Annotated in this window: 16 protein-coding genes; 2 read left to right on the plus strand and 14 right to left on the minus strand. The window is 71.2% G+C overall.

The features are described 5' to 3' along the window. Positions 1-91: 91 nt before the first annotated feature. From hpf to CHB84_RS01810, 6 genes are all read right to left on the minus strand, one after another. The gene (gene hpf, locus CHB84_RS01785; protein WP_089299704.1) at positions 92-802 is read right to left on the minus strand and encodes a ribosome hibernation-promoting factor, HPF/YfiA family; all 711 of its coding nucleotides are present in this window, start codon (positions 800-802) and stop codon (positions 92-94) included. A gap of 557 nt (positions 803-1,359) precedes the next feature. Beyond that, entirely contained in the window at positions 1,360-2,070 is a 711-nt protein-coding gene (locus CHB84_RS01790) for a ComF family protein (RefSeq protein ID WP_245818495.1), read from the minus strand. A gap of 55 nt (positions 2,071-2,125) precedes the next feature. Continuing rightward, positions 2,126-3,910: an LpqB family beta-propeller domain-containing protein gene (locus CHB84_RS01795; RefSeq protein ID WP_089299705.1), complete on the minus strand. Its 1,785-nt coding sequence runs from the start codon at positions 3,908-3,910 to the stop codon at positions 2,126-2,128. Further along, the gene (gene mtrB / locus CHB84_RS01800) at positions 3,907-5,895 is read right to left on the minus strand and encodes an MtrAB system histidine kinase MtrB (RefSeq protein WP_245818496.1); all 1,989 of its coding nucleotides are present in this window, start codon (positions 5,893-5,895) and stop codon (positions 3,907-3,909) included. Before mtrB ends, CHB84_RS01795 begins: the two co-directional genes overlap by 4 nt. 9 nt (positions 5,896-5,904) lie before the next feature. Then, positions 5,905-6,582 (minus strand): MtrAB system response regulator MtrA, encoded by a 678-nt coding sequence (mtrA, locus tag CHB84_RS01805; protein WP_089299706.1) that lies wholly within the window; start codon positions 6,580-6,582, stop codon positions 5,905-5,907. Between the two features lie 96 nt (positions 6,583-6,678). Beyond that, entirely contained in the window at positions 6,679-7,332 is a 654-nt protein-coding gene (locus CHB84_RS01810; protein WP_089299863.1) for a dTMP kinase, read from the minus strand. Between the two features lie 202 nt (positions 7,333-7,534). Between CHB84_RS01810 and CHB84_RS01815 the strand changes: the two genes are divergently transcribed. Continuing rightward, a complete protein-coding gene (locus tag CHB84_RS01815) occupies positions 7,535-9,934 on the plus strand; it encodes a hypothetical protein (RefSeq protein ID WP_089299707.1) in 2,400 nt (799 codons plus the stop codon). Positions 9,935-9,992: 58 nt separating this feature from the next. Here CHB84_RS01815 and CHB84_RS01820 read toward each other — a convergent pair whose 3' ends face one another. From CHB84_RS01820 to CHB84_RS01845, 6 genes are all read right to left on the minus strand, one after another. Further along, on the minus strand, positions 9,993-11,060 hold the full coding sequence (locus tag CHB84_RS01820; RefSeq protein ID WP_089299708.1) for an extracellular solute-binding protein: 1,068 nt from the start codon (positions 11,058-11,060) through the stop codon (positions 9,993-9,995). Positions 11,061-11,211: 151 nt separating this feature from the next. Continuing rightward, complete coding sequence (gene manA / locus CHB84_RS01825; RefSeq protein WP_089299709.1) at positions 11,212-12,453, minus strand: mannose-6-phosphate isomerase, class I; 1,242 nt, start codon at positions 12,451-12,453, stop codon at positions 11,212-11,214. Between the two features lie 59 nt (positions 12,454-12,512). After that, complete coding sequence (locus CHB84_RS01830) at positions 12,513-13,613, minus strand: phosphoheptose isomerase family protein (RefSeq protein WP_245818497.1); 1,101 nt, start codon at positions 13,611-13,613, stop codon at positions 12,513-12,515. Next, a complete protein-coding gene (locus CHB84_RS01835; RefSeq protein ID WP_089299711.1) occupies positions 13,579-13,833 on the minus strand; it encodes a Trm112 family protein in 255 nt (84 codons plus the stop codon). The genes CHB84_RS01830 and CHB84_RS01835 overlap by 35 nt, the downstream gene beginning before the upstream one ends. Positions 13,834-13,946: 113 nt before the next feature. Next, positions 13,947-15,305, minus strand: a complete 1,359-nt coding sequence (locus CHB84_RS01840; RefSeq protein ID WP_089299712.1) for a phosphomannomutase/phosphoglucomutase — start codon at positions 15,303-15,305, stop codon at positions 13,947-13,949. A 205-nt stretch (positions 15,306-15,510) separates the two neighbouring features. Beyond that, a complete protein-coding gene (locus tag CHB84_RS01845; RefSeq protein WP_089299713.1) occupies positions 15,511-15,873 on the minus strand; it encodes a DUF3499 domain-containing protein in 363 nt (120 codons plus the stop codon). Between the two features lie 131 nt (positions 15,874-16,004). Between CHB84_RS01845 and CHB84_RS01850 the strand changes: the two genes are divergently transcribed. Further along, positions 16,005-16,472, plus strand: a complete 468-nt coding sequence (locus CHB84_RS01850; RefSeq protein WP_089299714.1) for a metallopeptidase family protein — start codon at positions 16,005-16,007, stop codon at positions 16,470-16,472. Here CHB84_RS01850 and CHB84_RS01855 read toward each other — a convergent pair. Further along, the gene (locus CHB84_RS01855; protein ID WP_089299715.1) at positions 16,456-19,899 is read right to left on the minus strand and encodes a glycosyltransferase family 2 protein; all 3,444 of its coding nucleotides are present in this window, start codon (positions 19,897-19,899) and stop codon (positions 16,456-16,458) included. The genes CHB84_RS01850 and CHB84_RS01855 overlap by 17 nt on opposite strands. A 45-nt stretch (positions 19,900-19,944) precedes the next feature. Continuing rightward, entirely contained in the window at positions 19,945-20,229 is a 285-nt protein-coding gene (locus CHB84_RS01860; protein ID WP_089299864.1) for a WhiB family transcriptional regulator, read from the minus strand. Between the last annotated feature and the right edge of the window lie 238 nt (positions 20,230-20,467).

Consider the following 20,467-nt stretch of genomic DNA (forward strand, 5'->3'; position numbering starts at 1 on the left):
CGTTACACGAGCTGCCCCGGGACGATCGTCCCGGGGCAGCTGTGATGTACACGTGAGTTGTGGTGTGCCGTCCGGTGTCCGGGCGTACCGGCTAGCCGAGACGGATCACACCGTAATCGAAGCCCTTCCTCCGGTAGACGACGCTGGGCTTGCCGGCGTCGGCGTCGTGATACAGGTAGAAGTCGTGACCGACGAGCTCCATCTCGTAGAGTGCCTGGTCCACCGTCATCGGGTCAGCCGAATACTGCTTCTCGCGAACGATGCGCCCCGGTACGTGCTCGGTGAGGCCATCGTCCCAGCGCTGCTCAGGAACATCGACTTCGGAGAACCCGGTGTCCTGCCCGGCCGTCTCGGCCTCGGACGCCACGTCGACCGGCGACGGTGACTCGAGAACCGCGGTCGGCGCCGCAGGCCGCCGTCCGTTGGCGAACGGGGCCGACTCGCCCGCGGCCGCGACCGAGGTTGCTTCGGCGACGGACTCGGGGCAGCGGCGCCCGTAGTGCACGCGCCGCCGGTCGTGCATCCGGCGCATCCGGTTCTCCAGCTTGTTCACCGCGGAATCGAGCGCGGAGTAGAAGTCGGCCGCCGAGGCCTCAGCGCGGACGGGCGCTCCCTTACCCTTGCCCGTGATCTCGACGCGCTGGCACTTCTTAGACTGGCGGCGGTTCGGTTCGTGGAAAAGCTCGACCTCGTAGCGGGTCACCTTCCTGTCGTACCGTTCGAGCCTGGTCAGCTTGTCGCTGACATGGGTCCGATAGTGATCAGGCACCTCAACGTTGCGGCCCTTCACGACGATGTCCATACACGACCTCCTCGCTGAATGATCGCGAGATTGCTTCGGATTGGAGAGTTGTGCCGGTCCGTGGCACCAAGCCGGGAATCGGCTCGAACGACCGGCACGGGGACATCGACTCGTCACCTCCCTGCGGTCGGTGTACTACCTGATAGCGCTGCACGTTAGCCGCCAAACGACGTTTTCGACAGCCCCCGAGCCGGGGGATATCCGCGGATGAGTGATGCGCCTGCGCTGCTGCGGAGAGCGACGGCGCCGAACCGGAAGTTCCCCGAAACGAACCATTGCGGGCGGAGACGTTTCACCGGATCGGCCCATCGATCGAAGACGCTGCTCGCAAACCTGCCCGTTCTGCTCCCGCCCCGACCGGAGCAGTCACCGGCGAATTTCGCCGTATCGAGGGGCGTAGCGTGCCGCATACCCGTACAACGCACAGCGGGTAGTCATCGTTCCGGGCAAGGGCGGCGGATTCGGCACGCCAACACCCAGCCACCGCCCCGCCAACGCCCCGCCACCGGCAGGCGTATCACTCGACAGGCCTGCTGATCGCCACGCCGGGCGCCGGCTCAGTGCCCGATCGCGGTCATGCCGAGCACCGCCACATCGCAGGCACCGGCATCGCGCAGCGCCCGCACACACGCCGCCGCCGTGGCTCCGGTGGTCACAACGTCGTCGACGAGCACGACCCGGTCCCCTGCCGCGCAGCGCCAGGCGCCGGCGACCGAGATCCTCCCCGTGACATTGGCCGTGCGCTGCGCCCGGTCCAGCCCGACCGAGTCCAGCGCTCCCGGCCCCAGTCGCAGCACAGGGGCGAGCGAGGCCGGATGCCCGCCGCGGTCGAGCACCGCCGCGGCATGCCGCGCGAGACGCAGCACGTGGCCCCCACCCCGCGCCCGGGCGGCCGAGGAACGGGACGGTGCGGGGACGAGCCGGAGCGTCCCGCCTTCCCGGTCGCCGGTCAGCGCGAGTGCCACGCAGGCCTCCGCCAGCACCTCGCCCAGCACCGGTGCGAGGTCGCGCCGACCACCCTCCTTGTAGGCGAGCAGGATCCTGCGCGGCACTCCCCGGTAACCGGCGAGCGCGTACGCCGGGACACCGGAGCCGGACGTCACACGCCGACCCGGCTCGCCTGCGAGCGGAGCCGGGACGAGCAGCGCCGGGCGACACCGCGAGCAGCACGGCTCGCCGTACCGGCCACAGCCCGCGCAGGACGCCGGCAGCACGAGGTCCAGCGCGGCGGTGGCCGCGCGCCTCAGCGACGGCAGCGGATCTCCCACGGCCCGGACCCTGCCAGCCGGTACCGACACGCCCGGCCCGCCCGCGCCGGGCTTCTCAGCCCGGGTAGAACGGTTTCGCCAGCGAGCCCGCGCCCTCCGAGTTCGGGTGCTGCTGCCACACGTCGCCGACATCCGAGGTGACCCACTGGCCGAGCACGTCCGAGACCACGACCGAACGACCGGGTGCCGCCGTGATCGCGTGGACGGGCGGGGACAGGTTCGTGTCCCGGAAGGAGTCGATGCGGAACCCGTCCGCACTGACCTGCGTCACCGGACGCGACTCCGATGCGGTCGCCACCGCGAGCGTGTCCTGCGCCATCCAGTCGACATCGGTGACCTCGACCAACCTGCCCTCCCGGATCACCCGCGGGTTGCGCAACGCGACCGAGTTCTCCTCCCGCTCGACACCCGCGATCACCAGCCCGTCCTCGGTGACCACGGCTGCGCGCGTGCCGTCCCTGGACAGGCGAAGACCACTGATCTCCCCGAACGGGACAAGCTCGCTGGAGTCCACCGTCAGCGGCGTCCAGGTGCCCTGCTGGGTCTGCACGACCCGCACGACCTTCTCGCCGTCCTGCACGGTCCATACCTCGTTGCTGACCGCGTCCTCCGTCAGCGTCGGCCACCACGTGGGCCGAGTCAGGACCGTACCCTCCAGCTCGACGCGCTGCAGGTCACCACTGACCGGCCCGACGCGCAGGTGCACCCCGTCGTCACGGCGTTCCACGGCGGCAAGCTGCTCCCCGTCCAGTGACTGGCCTGCGCTGACCAGGTCGTACTCCCCCTCTCCTGCGGGCCCCTCAACGGGCCCGCCGGTGCCGAGAGAATGCAGCGCGCCGCTGACGACCGACATGCCCGGCAGGTCGGCGCTCGGCACGATCAGCGGGGAGGCGTCCGGCATGTCGGCACGGCGGAGGTCCTCGTTGCCCTGGATGAGCGGCGCCCCGTCGGCTCGCAGCCGAACGCGGCTGGACGTGACGTTGTCCAGCGACATCACGACCTGCTCGGCGATACGCTCCCGCGTCTCGTCGCTCACGCCTTCCACACCGGTCAGCGGCACGACCAGCGCGCCATCCGGCGACCCCGTCACGTTCGTCTCGGTGGTCACGTCCTCACCGAGCGGGTTGTCCACCGCGTAGCGCAACGACCCGGACGGCCCCTCCAGCAACAGGTCGATCACCTTGCTCGGTTGCCCGGCTTGCGGCCTGCGCGGCAGGTACCGCGGGTCCGGCACGCGCACATCGCTGTCCGGAGCGAAGAAGTACAGCGGGACCCGCAGGTAGTTGGCTGTGAACTCATCCTCGGTGGTCATGACCTCACTCGGCGGGTCGACGATGCGCCACTGCCCGTTCGGCTGCTTGCGCAGCCGGATGACCCGCTCGTACTCCCTGCGCATCGGGTCGAACGAGCCGTCACCGCGTAACGACCCGATCTGCGTACCGCGCAACAGCACCGCAGTCTCGTTCTCCTTGGAGGGTTGCTCCTCGAAGTCCGCAGGGACCGTGTCGGGCGAGCTGTCCAGGATCACCATGCTGCTGGACGGCCGCCACGTCTCCCGCGAGTCATCCTCCAGGTACAGGCGCGCGGCCTCGTGGTCGGCCGACCGCGCGTTGGCCTCCACGAAACCGCGCACGATCTCTGTGGACGACAGGTCGTCCTCGGGGCCCTCGAGCTCGTCCTGCTCCCCGGTTCGCGTGTCGTCCTCACCGATGGCCTGCGGCTGGGTTTCCTGAGGCACGTTGGCGCACGCCCCGCCCAGCAGGGCCACGGCGACCAGCACGGCGACCCACCGTGCCGTGCGTGCCCGGGCGGGCAGGCGCTCGACGGATACCGCGCTCATCGCCCCACCTCTTCCCGGTCCGTTCCGTCCCCGTCCCCGGGGTCACCGGTCGTCTCACTGTCCTCCCCCGGCACGTCACCCGTACGACCGTCGTCCTCCCCCGGCACGTCACCCGTACGACCGTCGTCCTCCCCCGGCACGTCACCCGTACCATCGTCGCGCCTGCCGTCCGCGTCACCGGAGCCGCCCTCCGGCTCCACGACCGTCTCCCCGGCCTCCAGCAGCGCGGCAGGCTCGGAACGGTCGGAGCTCTCGGAGCCGTCGGGGGTGAGTTCTCCGTCGGCGGCAGTGACGCCGGATACGTCTGCGACCGGGACGTTTGAGGGCACCTGCGCGAGCGGCTCCGTCGGCCCCTCCACGTTCTCCGGCACATCGGGCGGGTCCGGCGGCAGCCCCAGCGGGCTCACCTCGAAGCTCTCCCCGATGCGACGCGGCAACGTCAGCCGGAAACACGAGCCGTAGCCGGGCAGCCCCCATGCCAGGAGCTCACCACCGTGCAGCCTGGCATCCTCCTGGCTGATCGCCAGCCCGAGCCCGGTGCCACCGGTCCTCCGGTTACGCGACGGGTCGGCACGCCAGAACCGGCTGAACACCAGCTCGGCCTCCCCCACACGCAGACCGACACCGTAGTCCCGCACGGCGATCGCCACCGCCTCGTCGTTGGCGGCCAGCTGCACCCGCACCGGCAAGCCCTCGCAGTGATCGACCGCGTTGGCGAGCAGGTTGCGCAGGATCCGTTCCACCCGGCGCGCGTCCACATCCCCGTAGACCTCCTCCTCGGGCAGGTCCAGCTCGATGGTGCTGCCCGCACTGCCTGCCAGACCGTGGACCTGCTCGTACACCCGATCGATGAGGGTGCGCACGTCGATGTGCTCCGCGGACAGCTCCTCGACCCCGGCATCCAGCCTGCTGATCTCCAGCAGGTCGCGCAGCAGCGCCTCGAACCTGTCCAGCTCGTCGACGAGCAGCTCCGCGGAGCGGGACAACCCGTCCGGGAACTGCTCGCGGGAGGCGTACAGCACGTCGGCCGCCATCCGCACGGTCGTCAGCGGGGTGCGCAGCTCGTGCGAGACGTCCGAGGTGAAGCGGCGCTGCAGCTGCCCGAACTCCTCGAGCTGACGGATCTGTTGCTGGATACTCGCGGCCATCTCGTTGTACGAGATCGCCAGCTTGGACAGGTCGTCATCGCCGACCACCGACAGCCGTTTGTCCAGCTCCCCCTCGGCGAACCGCCCGGCCGCGTTGGCGGCCCTGCGTACCGGAAGCACCACCTGCCGGGTCACGAGGCTCGCGATCGCCGCCAGCAGGCCGAGCAGGACGATACCCCCGAACACCAGCGTGTTCTGCACGGTAGCCACGGTGTTCTGCTCGGCGGCCAGCGGGAACAACAGGTAGAGCTGCGGCTGGCGGGGCGTCGACGTCATCGGGGCGCCGACGATCAGGTACGTCTCGCCACCGACCGTGTGGATCTGGGTGCTTTCCAGCCCGGACTCCACGAACTCCCGCAGGCCGTCCGGGACCTTGTGGTAGGCGCCCGCCGAGACCGTGTCCTCCTCCGGCCGGTCGGAGCCGCCGCTGGCGAGTACGGGCTCGAAGTCCCCGGCAGCCGAGCCGGACGTGTCACCACCACCGGGAGCTGTGCTGGTGATCTGGGTCAGCGCGTTCTCCAACCGGGCGCCGAGCGTGTCCGGGTCGGCGTCGATACCGACCAGCTCCTGCTCGGCGACCTGCAAGGACGCGCGCGTCTGCTCGATGGCGTCGGCTTCCTTGGTCTCGAGCAGCCGGGTCGTTATCTGGTTCTGCAACACCATGCCCAGCAGGAAGACCACTGCCGAGGACAGCGCGAGCGTCGAGGCAGTCACCCGGAACTGCAGGGACGTGCGCCACAGGCTGCCGATCCCGGACCACTGCTGCCGGGCTCGGCGTCCCAGCCGGCCGATCCGCCGGGCAACCGCACGCGTCATGTCGGCGGCCCGATCTCTCACATTTCCACCCTACGGGGGACCGGCTTTGTACCCCACGCCGCGTACGGTCAACACCACCTCGGGATGCTCCGGGTCGTTCTCGACCTTGGACCGCAGGCGCTGCACGTGCACGTTGACCAGGCGCGTATCCGCTGCGTGCCGGTAGCCCCACACCTGCTCCAGAAGCACCTCCCTGGTGAACACCTGCCGGGGCTTACGCGCGAGCGCGACGAGCAGGTCGAACTCCAGCGGGGTCAGGGAGATGGGCTTGCCATCCCTGGTGACCTCGTGACCCGGCACATCGATGGACAGGTCCCCGATGGTCAGGGTCTCGGCGGGCTCAACCTCCGTACGGCGCATGCGCGCCCGGACACGGGCGACGAGCTCCTTGGGTTTGAACGGTTTGACGATGTAGTCGTCGGCGCCGGACTCCAGGCCCAGCACCACGTCGACGGTGTCGCTCTTGGCCGTCAACATGACGACAGGGACGTTCGACTCCTCCCTGATCGCCTTGCACACGTCGATACCGTTCATGCCGGGCAGCATCAGGTCGAGCAGGACGAGGTCGGGCTTGAGCTCCCGCAGCGCGGGTAATGCCCGGGTACCGTCGGAGACAACCGTGGGTTCGAATCCCTCACCACGAAGCACGATGGTGAGCATCTCGGCCAGAGCCGGGTCGTCATCGACAACGAGCACGCGTGCCTTCATGGGGTCATGTTCGCATTCGCTGCCGACACGGCGGCGCACGACCCACGTACGTGCGAGGAGTGCTCCCGAACGGGGCAGTAACTTCGTCCGATCGGGCTAGTCGGCGCTACCCGGCCACAACAGCGCGGCCAGCCCCTCGGCATCGACCCGCTCGGCCCCGTCCAGGACGTGCCACGGCGACAGCCACGCGCGCTCGGCCAGCTGCCCGTACACCTGCCCGCAACGCTCCTGAAGGCCTGCGTCCGACTCGTAGGCGTCCCTCGCCCGGCACCCGTCCGCGCGCTCGCGGTGCCGCGCACGATCGGCGGCGAGGTCGGTGGGCACCCGAAGCCAGATCTGCGCGTCCGGCTCGGGTAGGGCGAACCGGTCCATCTCCAGCTGGCGCACCCACTCGACGAACCCGCCGTCGACGTCCTGACGCAGCCGGGCCGCCCCGTATGCCGCGTTCGAAGCGACGTAGCGGTCCAGCAGCACGACGTCGTAACGGCCGAGGTCCGCGCGGATCCGGCCGGCGGCGCCGTAGCGGTCGAGCGCGAACAGCAATGCCATCCCGCTCACCGAGTCCGCGAGGTCCCCGAGCCTGCCGTGCAGCGCGTCCCTCGCCAGGTCGGCGTGGATGTCCTCGCTGTAACGGGGGAAGGCGAGCGTGGTCACGCTCGCGCCTGCCGCGCGAAGTGCGGTCGTCAAGGCGTCCGTGAGTGTGTTCTTCCCCGCCCCGTCGAGTCCTTCGATAACGATCAGTCTGCCCACGAAGGCCAGCGTAACCACGCGCCGGTACGGCGCTGTCCCGGCAGGCGCGCACCACGGCCCGCGGCGACCAGCGCGTACCACGCTTCGAGGTGACCGGCCGCGTTGCGTACGCGGTACAACTACCCACACGCGCTACGGTCGTAGTCGAGACACCCGGTGAACGCACGTCGGCACCGGAAGCACCCATCTTGGAGGCCTCTCCGTGGCACTACCCGGCCAGGACACCCGGGTCGTGGAGCTGCGCGTGCCCGGCCTCGTCGGGCTGAGCGGGGAACGGCTGCTGGACTCCGTCTCGGCGGTCACCGTGGCCGGTGACGAGACAGCGCAGGTCATCCGCCCATCGGACCGGCTGCGCAGGCCCGCGCCCGGACCGGTACTGCAGGCCTTACGGCGCTCCATGCCCCGCACGCTCGAGGGGTACCTGTGGCACAAGATGACCTCGGGCGAACCCGTCAAGGCCGTGTGGGCGCTGCTGTTCCCGTTCGCCCTTGCCAACGTCGCACACGGGATGCTGCCGCCGGTCGTGCCGTCGAGCCCGCTCAGCCGCGCCTGCGCGGCCGCGCTCCGCGCAGTCCTGCGGGCCGTCGGGATACTCCTGACCGCACTGTTCGTCACCCAGCTCGGCGTCATCAGCCTCGACCTGGTCGCCGCCACCTGCCTCGGGGACACCACACCGGCCCAGACCGGCTGCCTCGGCGGCACCCCGGCGTTGCTGAGCGCCGAGTTCGTCCGCGTCGCGATCGGGCTGACGCCCCTGCTGATCCTGGTCGCTGTGCTGCACACGGTCTCCGGGCTGCGCTGGTTGCCACCGGGTGAACCGGGTAGTGTCCACCCGGACCGACCCGATGCGGGCAACGGCGAGCTGCCCGGGCATGCCCTTGTCGCGGGCAGGAACGGCCGGGTACTCCGTGCGCTGCACACCGTGACGGCCCTGAGCTGTACCGCACTACTGCCCCTCGGCGGCGTGTTCGGCGCGCCGGACGGCTCCCCGCGAGCGGTCATCTGGGCCTGCGCTCTCGGTCTGCTCGGGGCCTCGCTGGTGACGGCGGCCGTGCTCGACGACACGGCCCGCTGGCCACGCACCCTGCTACCCCCCACGGTGGTCGTGTTCCTGCTCATTGTGGCCGTCGCGCTTGTGGTCGCCGCGGGCGCGTACCACCTGCCCCTGGACAGCAGCGGCGCTGCGGGCGTACCCGGCATCAACACGATGGTGGAGGCCATCGGCGCGGCGCTGCTGATCGGATGCGTCGCGTTCGGCCTCCTGCTCGTGCCGTCGGTGATACTGGCGCGCGCCCGGTGGCGCGCGCTGCCACGCAGGCTGCGGCCCTGGCTCGGCGGGTGGGTGGCCGCACCCACCCTGTTCCTCGCCTGCCTGACGGGCGCCGGGTTCGGCGCGGGACTCGCCATCGCGGTACGCGAGCTGCTCGGTGAGCGAGGGTTCGCGCTCCCCACCAGCTACACGGCGCTCACCCTGCTGTGGGGAGCGGGAACCGTCGGGGCCCTTCTCATCGCGACGATCACCTACGGCATCGCGATCCCGCTGCGCAAACGCTCGCGCGGGATCCCGATGATCGTGCGGATGCTGCACAGCGACGAGCAGGACAGGGAGAGTGCCGCCGACGCGTGGGCAGCCTCGATCATCGAACGCAAGCACCTGCACCGGCTGGTGTCCGCCCTGGTGATACTCATGGCCGCCGGCGCGCTCGCGCTCGTCGCCATGCGGATGACCGGAACGGAGCGGCCCGGCTGGCTGGAGCCCCTGTCCGCGCTCGGCGTCTTCGCTCTCGGCCTGCTCGCCGCGGGCCTGCTCCGGGTGGTCTACACGGCCGCGCGCACGCAGGGCCGTGACCGGCACCTCGGCGCGCTGGCCGATCTGGTGTACTTCTGGCCACGCTCGGCCCACCCGGTGGTGCCGCCCTCGTACGCGCTCAAGGTCGTTCCCGACGTGGCCGATCGCGTGCGGCACCACCTGGCGGATGCCAGTACCCACGTGGTGGTCTCCGGTTACAGCCACGGCGGCCTGCTCGCGGTGCTGGCCGTCGCACGGCTGGTCGGGTCGGTGGATGAGGCCCAGCGGGAACGGATCGGGCTGGTCACAGCCGGGTCACCGCTGCAGTGGGGGTACCAGCGCGCCTTCCCCGCGCTGCTGCCGCATACCTCACTGGCCACCCTGTACGGCACGTTGCACGGACGCTGGCGAGGGCTGTGCCGCGGCACCGATCCCTTCGGTGGTGGGGTGACGACCTGGCGGCACCAGATCGTCGACGACCGGTTGCTCGGCGTCGGTTACCTGCCCGACGGCGGTATCGGCCCGCTACCCGCGGCCGAGCAGAGCCCGAACGGCGCTCTGGTTCTCGGCGGTGATCACTGGTTGCCGGACCCCGTCCCGCACGACGACAGCGGGCACCGCTGGGCCGCAGGCACGCTCCGCCACTCCGACTACCTCATCGACCAGGAATGGGACAGGGCGGTCGCGATAGCCGCGGGGTTGGAACGCCCCGGCGGGGGCCAGGGTTCCTGCACCGAGCAGGCCACGCTGTTCAGCGACCTACCCGCGTTCGGCAGGCAGCCCGGCAGCCGCAGGGCCCCTGACCGCCCCTGACCGCCCCTGACCGCCCCTTGACCGCTCCCTGCCGACCGGCCGCACCGGTCTCCGGTGCTCAAGCCAACCCCAGCTCGTCCAGCAACTTCCTGGTCTCCCCCTGGGAAGGCAGCTCGGACAGGTCGATGTCCGGCCCGTCCAGCTCCTCGACATCCTGCAGGTCGTGCCGGGTCGACGTCACGTTGGCGCGCATCGGGTACTCCGCGGCGGTGTCCGCGAAGTACTGCTGGGAGGTGCCGGACATCAGGAACCGGGCCGCCTCCACGGCCGCTTCCGGGGTGTCGCTGGACCGCACCACACCGACCCCGGCGACATCGACGAGGCCGAGCGCGTCACCGGCCCCGGTGTGGTGCAGCTCGGCGGCGACGCCTGCACCGCCTCGCTCGACCGTCGTTGTGCGATGGTCGTCGTGATTCACGAGGCCGAGCGCGATCTCGCCATTGCCGACAGCGTCCAGGACGCTCGCGTTGTCCGGGAAGGCTGCCGGGTCGTTCTGCGCGAAGTCGGTCAGCCAATCGCGCGCGCCGTTGTCGCCCTCGAGCAGGCGCAGGCCGGACACGAAGGTCTGCCAGGAGCTGTCCTCGGGCGCGTAGCCGACCTCGTCCGCCCACTTCTCGTCGACGAGCTCCTCCGTGGTCTCCGGCAGGTCCTTCTTGTCGATCCGGCCGGGGTGGTAGGCGATCGCCCGCGTCCGGGCCGAGGTCGCCACCCAGCTGCCGTCGGATGCCCGGAAGCGCTCCGGGGCCACGGCGAGCACCTCCTCGGGTAGCTCGCGCAGCACGCCGCCCGCAACAAGCGCGCCCAGGGTTCCCGCGCTCTCGGCGAGGAACAGGTCCGCCTCGGTGTCCGCGCCTTCCTCGGCCAGCTGCGCGGCCAGCTCCGCACCGTCCCCGTAACGGACGTGCACGGAATGCCCGGTGGTGTTCTCGAGGTGGGGGACGATGCCACCGACGAGCTCCTTGTCGCGGTCGGAGTAGAGGGTCAGCGTGCTGCCGTCGTCGGCCTCGGCCGTACTGCCCTCATCGGGCTCGCCGGACCCCGGCTGCGGGCCACACGCCGCCAGGGCCACGAGCACGGCACCTGCGGCCGTACCGGCACCGAGGCGCCGGTACGCGCTACTCGCCATCGCCCCTCCTCGGAAACCGCACGCGGTCACACCACTCCAGGTAGGCAACCCTAACCGAAGGGTGGGGCACCGGCCGGTAACCGCGACAGGTGTCGCGGCTGTCCGCACACACCGCCGCCGGGCACGTGGGACGGACCGCAGGCGGGGAGAGTCACGCCTTGCCAGGGGTGGCGCAGAACACGTGGCAGTCCGCGCCCGTGTCGGCGGGCCACAGCGCGACCTCCGGGTCGGAAGCAGGCAGCCACACGGAGCTCCCCCTGACGAGCTCGACCTCGCGCGCGCTGCCGTCCACACCCCGCAGCACGACGCTGCCCTGCGTGCAGACCACGATGCGCGGTCCCGCGTACGGCAGGCGGGCTTCCTCCGCGTCGCCCGCCTGCCAGTACAGCCGGGACAGCTCGAACTCCGCCGCATCGGTCGGGTACACGCGCATCCGTTCGCACCCCGCAGCGCACTCGCCCCGGAGCACGGGCATGTCCCCGTCTGCGAAGTCGACGACGCGCAGCAGCTCGGGTACGTCGACGTGCTTCGGGGTCAGCCCGCAGCGCAGCACGTTGTCCGAGTTGGCGAGGATCTCCACCGCTGTCCCGCGCAGGTACAGGTGCAGGTTGCCGGGCGGCAGGTAGATCGCCTCGCCCGCCCGAAGCACGATCCGGTTGAGCAGCAGCGCGGCGAGCACGCCCGCGTCGCGGGGGTGCTGCTCACCGAGCTCGACGATGGTGCGGCACGCCGTCGCGAACTCGCCGCCCGCGTCCGCATGCGTGGCGCACGCGCTCAGCACGTCCGGCAGCACCTCATCCAGGGTCTGCTGCGGAAGCGTGATCCAGGTGGTGAACAGCGCGCGCAGGCCGTCAGCGTCGGGTTGGCCTGCCAGTAGGTCGATGTAGCTGCTCAAGCTCGGCGGTTCGATCGCTCTCAGCAGCTCGACGGTGCGCCGGGCATCGCGGAACCCGGCGAGCACGTGAAACTCCGTCAGCGCGCACACCAGCTCGGGCTTGGCCGTGGGGTCCGGGTAGTTGCGCTCGCCGGCATCCCGCGGGATGCCGGCACCCTCCTCCCTGGCATAACCCTCACGGGCCTGCTCAGCGGTCGGGTGCGCCTGCATGGACAGCGGCTCGTCCGCTGCGAGGATCTTCAGCAGGAACGGCAGGCGGCCGCCCCACAACCGCGTGCACGCGGTACCGAGCTGGCTGTCCGGGTCGTTCGCGACCACGTCCAGGAGGCTGCGTTCGGCGCCGTCGGCCCCGACCAGCGTGGACGGGTCGCCGGGGTGCGCTCCCATCCACAGCTCCGCCTCCGGGTGGTCGGCAGGCGAGGGGTTACCCAACAACTCCGGGATGACGGTCCGCGACCCCCACGCGTACGGTCGCACGGCGTTGCGCAGCAGCTCCACTCCGAGTCACTCTCCTTACCCGTGGCAGGCGAACGGCCGCCGTGTCCCGATCGACGCGGTCAAGCAGGCGCGAACAGGCCCGTGCCCCCGACCGTTCCGGTGGCGAGACCGAGATACAGGGCGGCCAGCTCGAACCGCAGTGCCAGCGCGACCGCCCGGGTCGGCTCGTCGGCGCCGATCTCCTCGTTCGCGTCGAGCACATCCGCGGAGGTCAGCACGTGTTCGGCAGCACGCCGAGTCGCGTCCGCCTGCGCGCCGGTCCGCACCGCGAGCAGCATCACCCGCATCCCGGCCCCGTCGTCACCCTCGTAGGGATCGGCGAAGATGTCGTTGTCGTTCGACAACGCCACCGCGCTGCGGTGCAGTGCCGTTCGGGAGACCGCGCGCCGGTACTCGGCGACATCGCTCACCACGGCGGCATCGGTGGCCAGGGCAAACGCCGCGTAGCCGGCCACGGAGGTGGCGACCGGGTCGAGCCCCCACAGCAGCGGGGTCCGCTCGGCGAGCCGCAGGGCGAGCGACTTGGCCGGGTTGACGAAGGACTCGTGCCCGAGATGATCCCGCGCGGCCTCCGCGTCGAGCTCGTCGGCAAGCATCTCGAAGTCGACCTCCGCAAGGCCCAGCGCGGCGAGCACCTGCAGGCCGCAGGTGAGCGCGTGCGCGAAGTCGCGGCGTGCGGCCACCTCACGGCGCGGGGCGATGTGCACACCGCGGCCGGCCACCGACGCTGCCACCGGTCCCTCGTCCGGAGCGGAGAGCACGACGCGGGCGCCGTACCGGCAAGCGCGGTCCAGCGACTCCGCCAGCTCCTGGTCTCCGGGGTCGTCGGTGTGCGCGTACACCGCATCCAGCGGTCCCGCCCAGCTCGGCACCACGTCGGCGAACACGACCGGCAGCTGCGTTCCGGGTCCCAGCAGCGCGGCGAGCATCCGCGCCACCGCGTCGCCGACGGCGCTGCGGGTGATCAGTACCAGCGCGCGCGGCTCGTGCCGCTCCAGCTTCGCTGCCAGCTCGTCGGCCCGCTCGGACGCGGAACGCACCTGGGCACCGGCCATCGCCGCGGCCCGCAGGGCGCCGCCGCTGTCGACGTCGGCCAGCCGCGCGGGGTCGTCGAGCAAGGAGTCATCAAGCACCATCGGCACGCGTGACGTCCGATCCATCGGGCATGTCCTCCTGTGCGTCCTCATCGCCACCGGGACGGTGGGACTCGTCGAGCAAGAGCACGGGGATACCGTCCCGGATCGGGTACTGCCTGCCGCACTCGGTGCAGCTCAGCACGTCGGCACCCGGATCGGTCGGGGTTCCCTTCACCAGTGGAGCGTGATCCTGCGCCGGGCAGGCGAGGATCTCCAGCAACTGCTTGTCAACCGTGAAGGCCATGCTTCCCTCTCTACCACGTGATACGCCGAGCCGGCACGCGGCTCACGGTCCTGATCCGGACGGGCAGGCGGCACGCCGCCTGCCTCCTGCGGAGGCTGCCATCGCCCGGCCGGTCAGCCACGAATGATCGCGAGTACCTCGTCGGTCAGCTCCCGCATAGCCACTTCGTTCTCCGCCTCGACGTTCAGCCGCAACAAAGGTTCGGTGTTCGACGCCCGCAGATTGAACCACGCTCCCCCGGCGAGCTCGACCGTCAGCCCGTCCAGATCATCGATGCCGACCCCGTCACGCGCGGCGAACGCCTCCCGGACCGCACGCTGACGGGCATGCTGGTCATCCACAGTGGAGTTGATCTCACCCGACGCGACGTAGCGCTGGTAACGGCCGGTCAGCGTGGACAGCGGCCCGTCGTGCGCACCGAGAGCCGCCAGCACGTGCAGCGCTGCCAGCATGCCCGTGTCGGCACGCCAGAAGTCACGGAAGTAGTAATGCGCGGAGTGCTCGCCGCCGAATATCGCATCCGTCTCGGCCATCTTCTGCTTGATGAACGAGTGCCCCACCCGGGTGCGTACCGGTATCCCCCCGTGCTCGGCGACGATCTCGGGAACGGCCCGCGACGTGATCAGGTTATGGATGATCGCGGCACCCGGCTCCTTCGCGAGCGCGCGCACCGCCACCAGCGCGGTGATCGCGCTCGGCGGGACGGGCTCACCGCGCTCGTCGATCACGTAGCAACGATCGGCGTCACCGTCGAAGGCCAGGCCGGCGTCCGCTCCGGCCTCGCGTACCGCATGCTGCAGGTCGACGAGGTTGGCCGGGTCCAGCGGGTTCGCCTCGTGGTTCGGGAAGCTCCCGTCCAGCTCGAAGTACATCGGCACGATCTCGATGGGCAGCCCGTCGAACACCGTCGGCACCGTGTGTCCGGCCATGCCGTTACCCGCATCCACGACGATCCTCAGCGGCCGCGAGCCGGAGAGGTCGACGAGGTGACGCAGGTGTGCCGCATAGTCGCCGAGCACGTCCCGCTCGCCGACCGTTCCGCCTGCCCCGACGAACTCCGGAACTCCCTGCTCGACCACCTCGCGGATCTCCGCGAGGCCGGACTCCTGACCGACAGGGGCAGCCCCGGCCCGGCACAGCTTGATGCCGTTGTACTCGGCCGGGTTGTGGCTGGCCGTGAACATCGCCCCCGGCAGGTTCAAGCTGCCCGAGGCGAAGTAGAGCTGGTCGGTACTGGCCAGCCCGATCGAGACGACGTCCACTCCCTGGGACGTCACCCCGCGCGCGAAGGCCCCGGCCAGCCCAGGGGACGAGTCCCGCATATCGTGGCCGACCGCGACCGCCGAGGCGCCCTCGGCCAGCACCAACCTGGCGAACGCCCCGCCGAACTGCGCGACAAGGTCCGCGTCGAGCTGCTCCCCGACCACCCCGCGGATATCGTAGGCCTTGACGATCTCCGAAAGGTCACTCACGCCCACTCCATGTTGTCTCACCAACGGTAGGAACATTCTCCCAGTCGCCCCGCCCCCGGCCGGTGTCGGAGGCGGTCGCCGGCCATCACCGGACAGGTCGGCAGCATCCAGCCACACGCACCGCGTACACCCGTGTAGCTGGAGTGTCCGCGAGCCTACTCGGACGTCCTGGCCCGCTGTCCAGAGGCCGACGGTCGGCGAACCCTCAGTCCGCGGGGTCGGGAAGCACGCGCAGGTGACCGCGCCGCCCGGCCTCGGCACCGCCGGGATCGTCCTGTTCGCGCCCGGAGTACTGCGGTCGACCGGCCTCCCGGACGGCCTCGGCAAGGGCGGTGAGCTCGTCACCGGACGGCTCGGCCTCGGCGAACTCACCCTCGTGCCGGACGACCTCCCAGCCTTTCGGGGCCGTCAGCCGCACCGCATGGTGCTCGCACAGGTCATAGGAGTGCGGCTCGGACGCGATGGCCAGCGGCCCGACCACTGCCGTCGAGTCCCGATAGGCATAGGTCAGCGTCGCGACCGCCGGCTGGAGGCAGCCTGTCCGGGAACACACGCGTACGCTAGGCACAGCCCGGACTGTAACGTCCGGACCCGTCCGTGTCGCGCTGGCACGCCGGGCAGCGGCAAAGTCCGTGTACCCGCCCGCACGGGGCACCGCGGGGACGACAGGCCTGCGGCCACGCGCGTACCCTGCAGAACGTGGGATCCATTCGCAGCGCGCGGCCGCAACGCAGGCGACGGCGCGATCGACGTGGCCGAGGCCTGCGCGGCCCGTTGATACCGGCATCGCTGCCCGCCGCGGCGAGCCGGTCCGAGCGATTCGACGCGGCCGTGGTCGCGGCACTCGAGCCCGTCGAGTCCCGGTGGCATGCCGAGCTGACCAACCTCGATGTCGCCGTCGACGACGTGCCCGACGTGCGAAAGGCCCCGCAGGAGGCCGGCGGCGAGAGCATCCTGCACGACGGGGCAGTTCCACTGTCACGCCTCGTACCTGCCGGCGTGGACAACGCGGGGTTACCCACGCACGCCCGCATCCTGCTCTACCGCCACCCGCTCGAGGCACGTGCACCCGAGCAGGACATCCTCGTCGAGCTGATCCACCAGGTACTCGTCGAACAGGTCGCCGCCTACCTCGGGCTGGACCCCGAGATCATCGAGGGCGACTAGCAGCGCGTGTCTCCCGGTCGCCTCCGTCGCGAGCGGATCGTAGCCCCCTCCGTCCCGAGGGGATCGCCGTCAGCACGGCGAACAGGACAGCGCCCAGCTGCGCCAGCAGCAGCGTGTTCCGCACCGTTCCGGCATGTTCCACGACGACCTCCGACTCCCGGGTGGGCACCTCCACAGCCACCTGGTGACCCCACGCCCGCACGATCGGCACGACCTCGCCGTTGACCTCGGCGCGCCACCCGGCCTCGTGAGTCGCCGCGAGCACGAGCAACCGGCCCGCGGCCCCGTCCGAGACGCGTGCCCGCACATCGGGGAGATCCGCATCGACCGGCGCTACAGCGTTCGTCTCGACATCACCGGGAGGTGCCTCACCTCCGATGGCGAGCCTGCTCAGCTCGGGTGCGATCAATGTGACGGGCCCGCCGGCTGGGTTGAGGCGCACGACACGCCGCCCGTCAGCCGTCCCGGCGGCAGGGCTGACCAGCTCACCACCCGCCTCGAGCAGGCCCGCGCTGTCCACCCCGTGCGGGAGCACGACCATGCGAACCCCGGCCGCGCTCGCCGCGGCCACCGCATCGCGCACCTCGCTGTCGGACCCCCTCGGCACGCCCGGCGCTCCGACCATGGCTTGCTGCCACCCGTGCAGCCGATCGGCAGCCCCCTCCGGCAGCGGCAGGTCGTCGTCGCCGAAGGCGGGCATGCCGCCGGCGGCCTGCCGGGGCGGATCGTCATCGCCGCGCAGCACAAGCACCGACTCCCCCGACCGAGCCAGGTCCTCGGCGACGGCGGAGGCCAACCGGGTGGTGTCCGCATCACGGAGCGGACCGTCCCCGCCGACCTGCACGGCAGCCACCACGAACGCCGCGGTCATCGCGACAGCCGCACCCACGGTCATCAGTCTCGGCACCCCCGCCACCGCGGACCGGCGCTCCTCCCGCCGGTACGCCACGGCGAGCAGGACCGCGAGCAGGCCGAGCCCCACGACCAGCAGTGGCGCCCCTGGCCAGGGGTGGCGCTCCTGCCCTCCGGCAACCGGCGACGCGGCGAGCAGCTGCGAGGCCACGACCCCGGCCGCGCCGATGGCGGCGATGCCGAGCCCAGCAAGCGCACGCACCGTGGGGCGCAGGATCAGCGCGACCAGTACCGCCACCACCAGCACCGCGCCGATCGGCAGTGCGCCGGGGCCACCGGGGTGCAGGGAGAACAGCATCGCGGCCTGTACCGGCAGCTCCGTGAACCGGGCCCCGATGCCGTGCAGCACGAGCTCCGGGTGTGTGACCAGCGTGACCGGCCACGGCAGCAGCAGGGCGATCGGCAGCAGCGCGACGATCGCCATCGACGCGACGCGCCGTGCCATCCGGACCGTCGAGGGCACGAGCACGAACGCCAGTAGCAGCCCGGCCAGCACGAGCACGTGTGTGGCAGGTGAGAAGGCACCGAGAACGGCCAGACCGACCGCGGCCATCACCGAGCTCGGTAGCCACCGCGTACCTGCGGGATCCCCGGCGAGACCGGGCCGCAACACCCTGGCGATTCCCGCGGTCACCGGCGGCAGCAGGATGTGTGCCAGCACCACCCCGACACGGCCCTGCTCGACGGCCGCTGTCGCGGGCGGCAGCACCGCATAACCCGCCGCCACGAGCGCACGCACCCAGCCTGCTACCGCGAGCCTCCGGGTCGCGGCGTAGGCGCTCAACCCCGCGAGCGGCGCGGCCAGGATCAGCATCAGCGCCACCGCGGCAGGCGGACCGCCGATCGGGTACAGGGCCGCGCCGAGAACACCCAGTACAGCCAGCGCGGGCGGCGCGTGCGCCGAGGTCCCGCCACCGACCGGGTGCCAGGAAGCCAGGTAGCTCGACCAGACCTGGGTGAGGTCGCCTACCGGCAACAACCGGCCGCCTGCCAGGTCGAGGCCGAGCCGGTGCCAGTGCACGAACAGTGCCAGCGCGGTCAGCCCGACGGCGAGCAGCAGCGGAGGCGCGAGCAGGGTAGCGGCGAGGATGCGCCTGCGGTCCACCTCGACGAACACGAGCCGGTGCTCACCACCGTCCGTGCCGGGGCTCGGGCGTTGCACCGGGGCCCCGCCGGCGGACTCGTCTGTGGGCGAGTGGGAAGGCTCGTGGGCAGGCTCGTGGGCAGGCGCCGCCTCGTCGGTTCGCTCCGCCGGTGCCGCGCCGGAGACCGGAACCGCAACCATGTCCCTCGAGACCGCCGTTCCCGACGGGCTCACCGCCATCGGTGCGGCGACCGCGCCCGAGCGGTCCGGTGGTACCCACTGCGCGCGCGAAGGCTGACCTGCCAGGATCCCGAGCGCGGCATCACGTGCCACGCTGCGCCGCACCAGGTACAGCGCGCCCGCGCGCAGCCCGTTCGACAACCTCCTGAACCTGCCGACGAACAACCCTCGCACGCCGCCGGAGCGGCGCGTCCCCTCCGGCGGCACCCGCGCGCGCCGCCCGCGGCGCAACGCAGCGGGCCGGAACACGACCGCGAGGGCCGACAGCTCGGCACGTGCCCGCCGCGGCGCGGCGAGAAGCAGGAAACCGAGCGCCCGCAACACGCACAGCGCCGCCAGCCGTGGCAGGCCCAGCACGAACGCCGGGCGCGAGCAGTTCACCAGGTAGGTGCGTACGCCGTGCGCGCGCTGCGCGGCAGCCGGTCCGGGGTAACCGGCGGCATCCAGCGCCGCGTGCCCGCGTCGCCCGGTCGCGACCGCGCGGGCATGGCGGATCCGTGCCATCGGTACGCACAGCACCGTGCTGCCTGCGACGTTGGCGCGCCACCCGAAGTCGACGTCGTCCCACAGCAGGGCGAGCTCGGTGTCGAAGCCACCGAGCCGGTCCCAGAGCGAGCGGCGGAGCAGTACCCCCGCGCTCGGCATCGCCAGCACCTCGGTGCTCTGCTCCGCGGTGATCTCCTTGGTGGTCCCGCGCGCCGCGCCGGTCGAGGTGCCGATGCCGGCGTCCGCGCGGCGATGCCCCGAGGTGTCCGTGGTCAGCCCCGCCTCGACGATCAGCCGGGGATCGTCCCAGTCCAGGGAGATCGGCCCCACCATTCCCGCCGACGGGGACGCTTCGGTGGCGTTGAGCAGCGTCGCCAGGCAGTGAGGTTCGACAGCGCTGTCGTCGTGCAGTACCCAGATCCAGTCGTCCGGCTCGTGCCATGTGGCATCCGCGTGCGCCACGCCCGCGGACACGGCCTCGGCGAAGCCGGTATGCCTGGCAAGGGTGACCACCTCGTCGACGACGGGGGACTCGCCTGCGGCCGCGTCCTCGAGCAACTCGGGGGTGCTGTCATCCGATCCGGTGTCTACCGCGACCACATGCCACGGCCGCACCGTGCTTGCCCGCAGCCCGGACAGCGCTCCCGGCAACCACTCCTCACCGTCATGACACACCAGGACCGCGAGAACCGGCGCGGTGTGCATTCAGCTGTGCCTTTCGACCCGTCGACGGCAACGAACGGGTCGAGTCTAGACCGCTCGCTTCCGGAGTTTGCGACGCTCCCGCTCGGACAGTCCGCCCCAGATACCGAAGCGTTCGTCGTGAGCGAGCGCGTATTCCAGACACTCCGTGCGTACTTCACAGCCCTGGCAGATGCGCTTGGCCTCCCGGGTCGAACCCCCCTTCTCCGGGAAGAACGCCTCCGGGTCGGTCTGCGCGCACAGCGCACGCTCCTGCCAGTCCTGCTCTTCCTCGAGGCCGAACAGGTCCGCAAGGACGTCCAACTCCTGCCCGGAGTTCTCTGTCCACTGCATACCTGCCCCCGACTGGTGACCTACGTCCGCGTTTCGCACGTCCGCCTCCTTACTTCCACGCGTCGAAGTTGGCGGACATCACTCGCTACCCGCACGGCCGGACGGATCCGGCTCGCGCCGGTCCGGCGCCGGCCCCTCAACCGACACCGGCTCGGCTCCCCGGCGACCCGACGGATCAGTACCGCGGACCGATACCCGAGGCCCGGACATTCACAACCCTGCTGGGCTGCAGCGAATG

It is taken from the genome of Haloechinothrix alba, assembly GCF_900188115.1.
In the GTDB taxonomy this organism is placed as follows: domain Bacteria; phylum Actinomycetota; class Actinomycetes; order Mycobacteriales; family Pseudonocardiaceae; genus Haloechinothrix; species Haloechinothrix alba.

Coding starts and splice junctions, on each gene's coding strand:
- CHB84_RS01830 (WP_245818497.1), bottom strand. CDS start 13,613: ATGGATCGGACGTCACGCGTGCCGATGGTGCTTGATGACTCCTTGCTC.
- CHB84_RS01820 (WP_089299708.1), bottom strand. CDS start 11,060: ATGGCGAGTAGCGCGTACCGGCGCCTCGGTGCCGGTACGGCCGCAGGT.
- CHB84_RS01855 (WP_089299715.1), bottom strand. CDS start 19,899: ATGCACACCGCGCCGGTTCTCGCGGTCCTGGTGTGTCATGACGGTGAG.
- CHB84_RS01835 (WP_089299711.1), bottom strand. CDS start 13,833: ATGGCCTTCACGGTTGACAAGCAGTTGCTGGAGATCCTCGCCTGCCCG.
- CHB84_RS01860 (WP_089299864.1), bottom strand. CDS start 20,229: ATGCAGTGGACAGAGAACTCCGGGCAGGAGTTGGACGTCCTTGCGGAC.
- mtrA (WP_089299706.1), bottom strand. CDS start 6,582: ATGAAGGCACGCGTGCTCGTTGTCGATGACGACCCGGCTCTGGCCGAG.
- CHB84_RS01795 (WP_089299705.1), bottom strand. CDS start 3,910: ATGAGCGCGGTATCCGTCGAGCGCCTGCCCGCCCGGGCACGCACGGCA.
- hpf (WP_089299704.1), bottom strand. CDS start 802: ATGGACATCGTCGTGAAGGGCCGCAACGTTGAGGTGCCTGATCACTAT.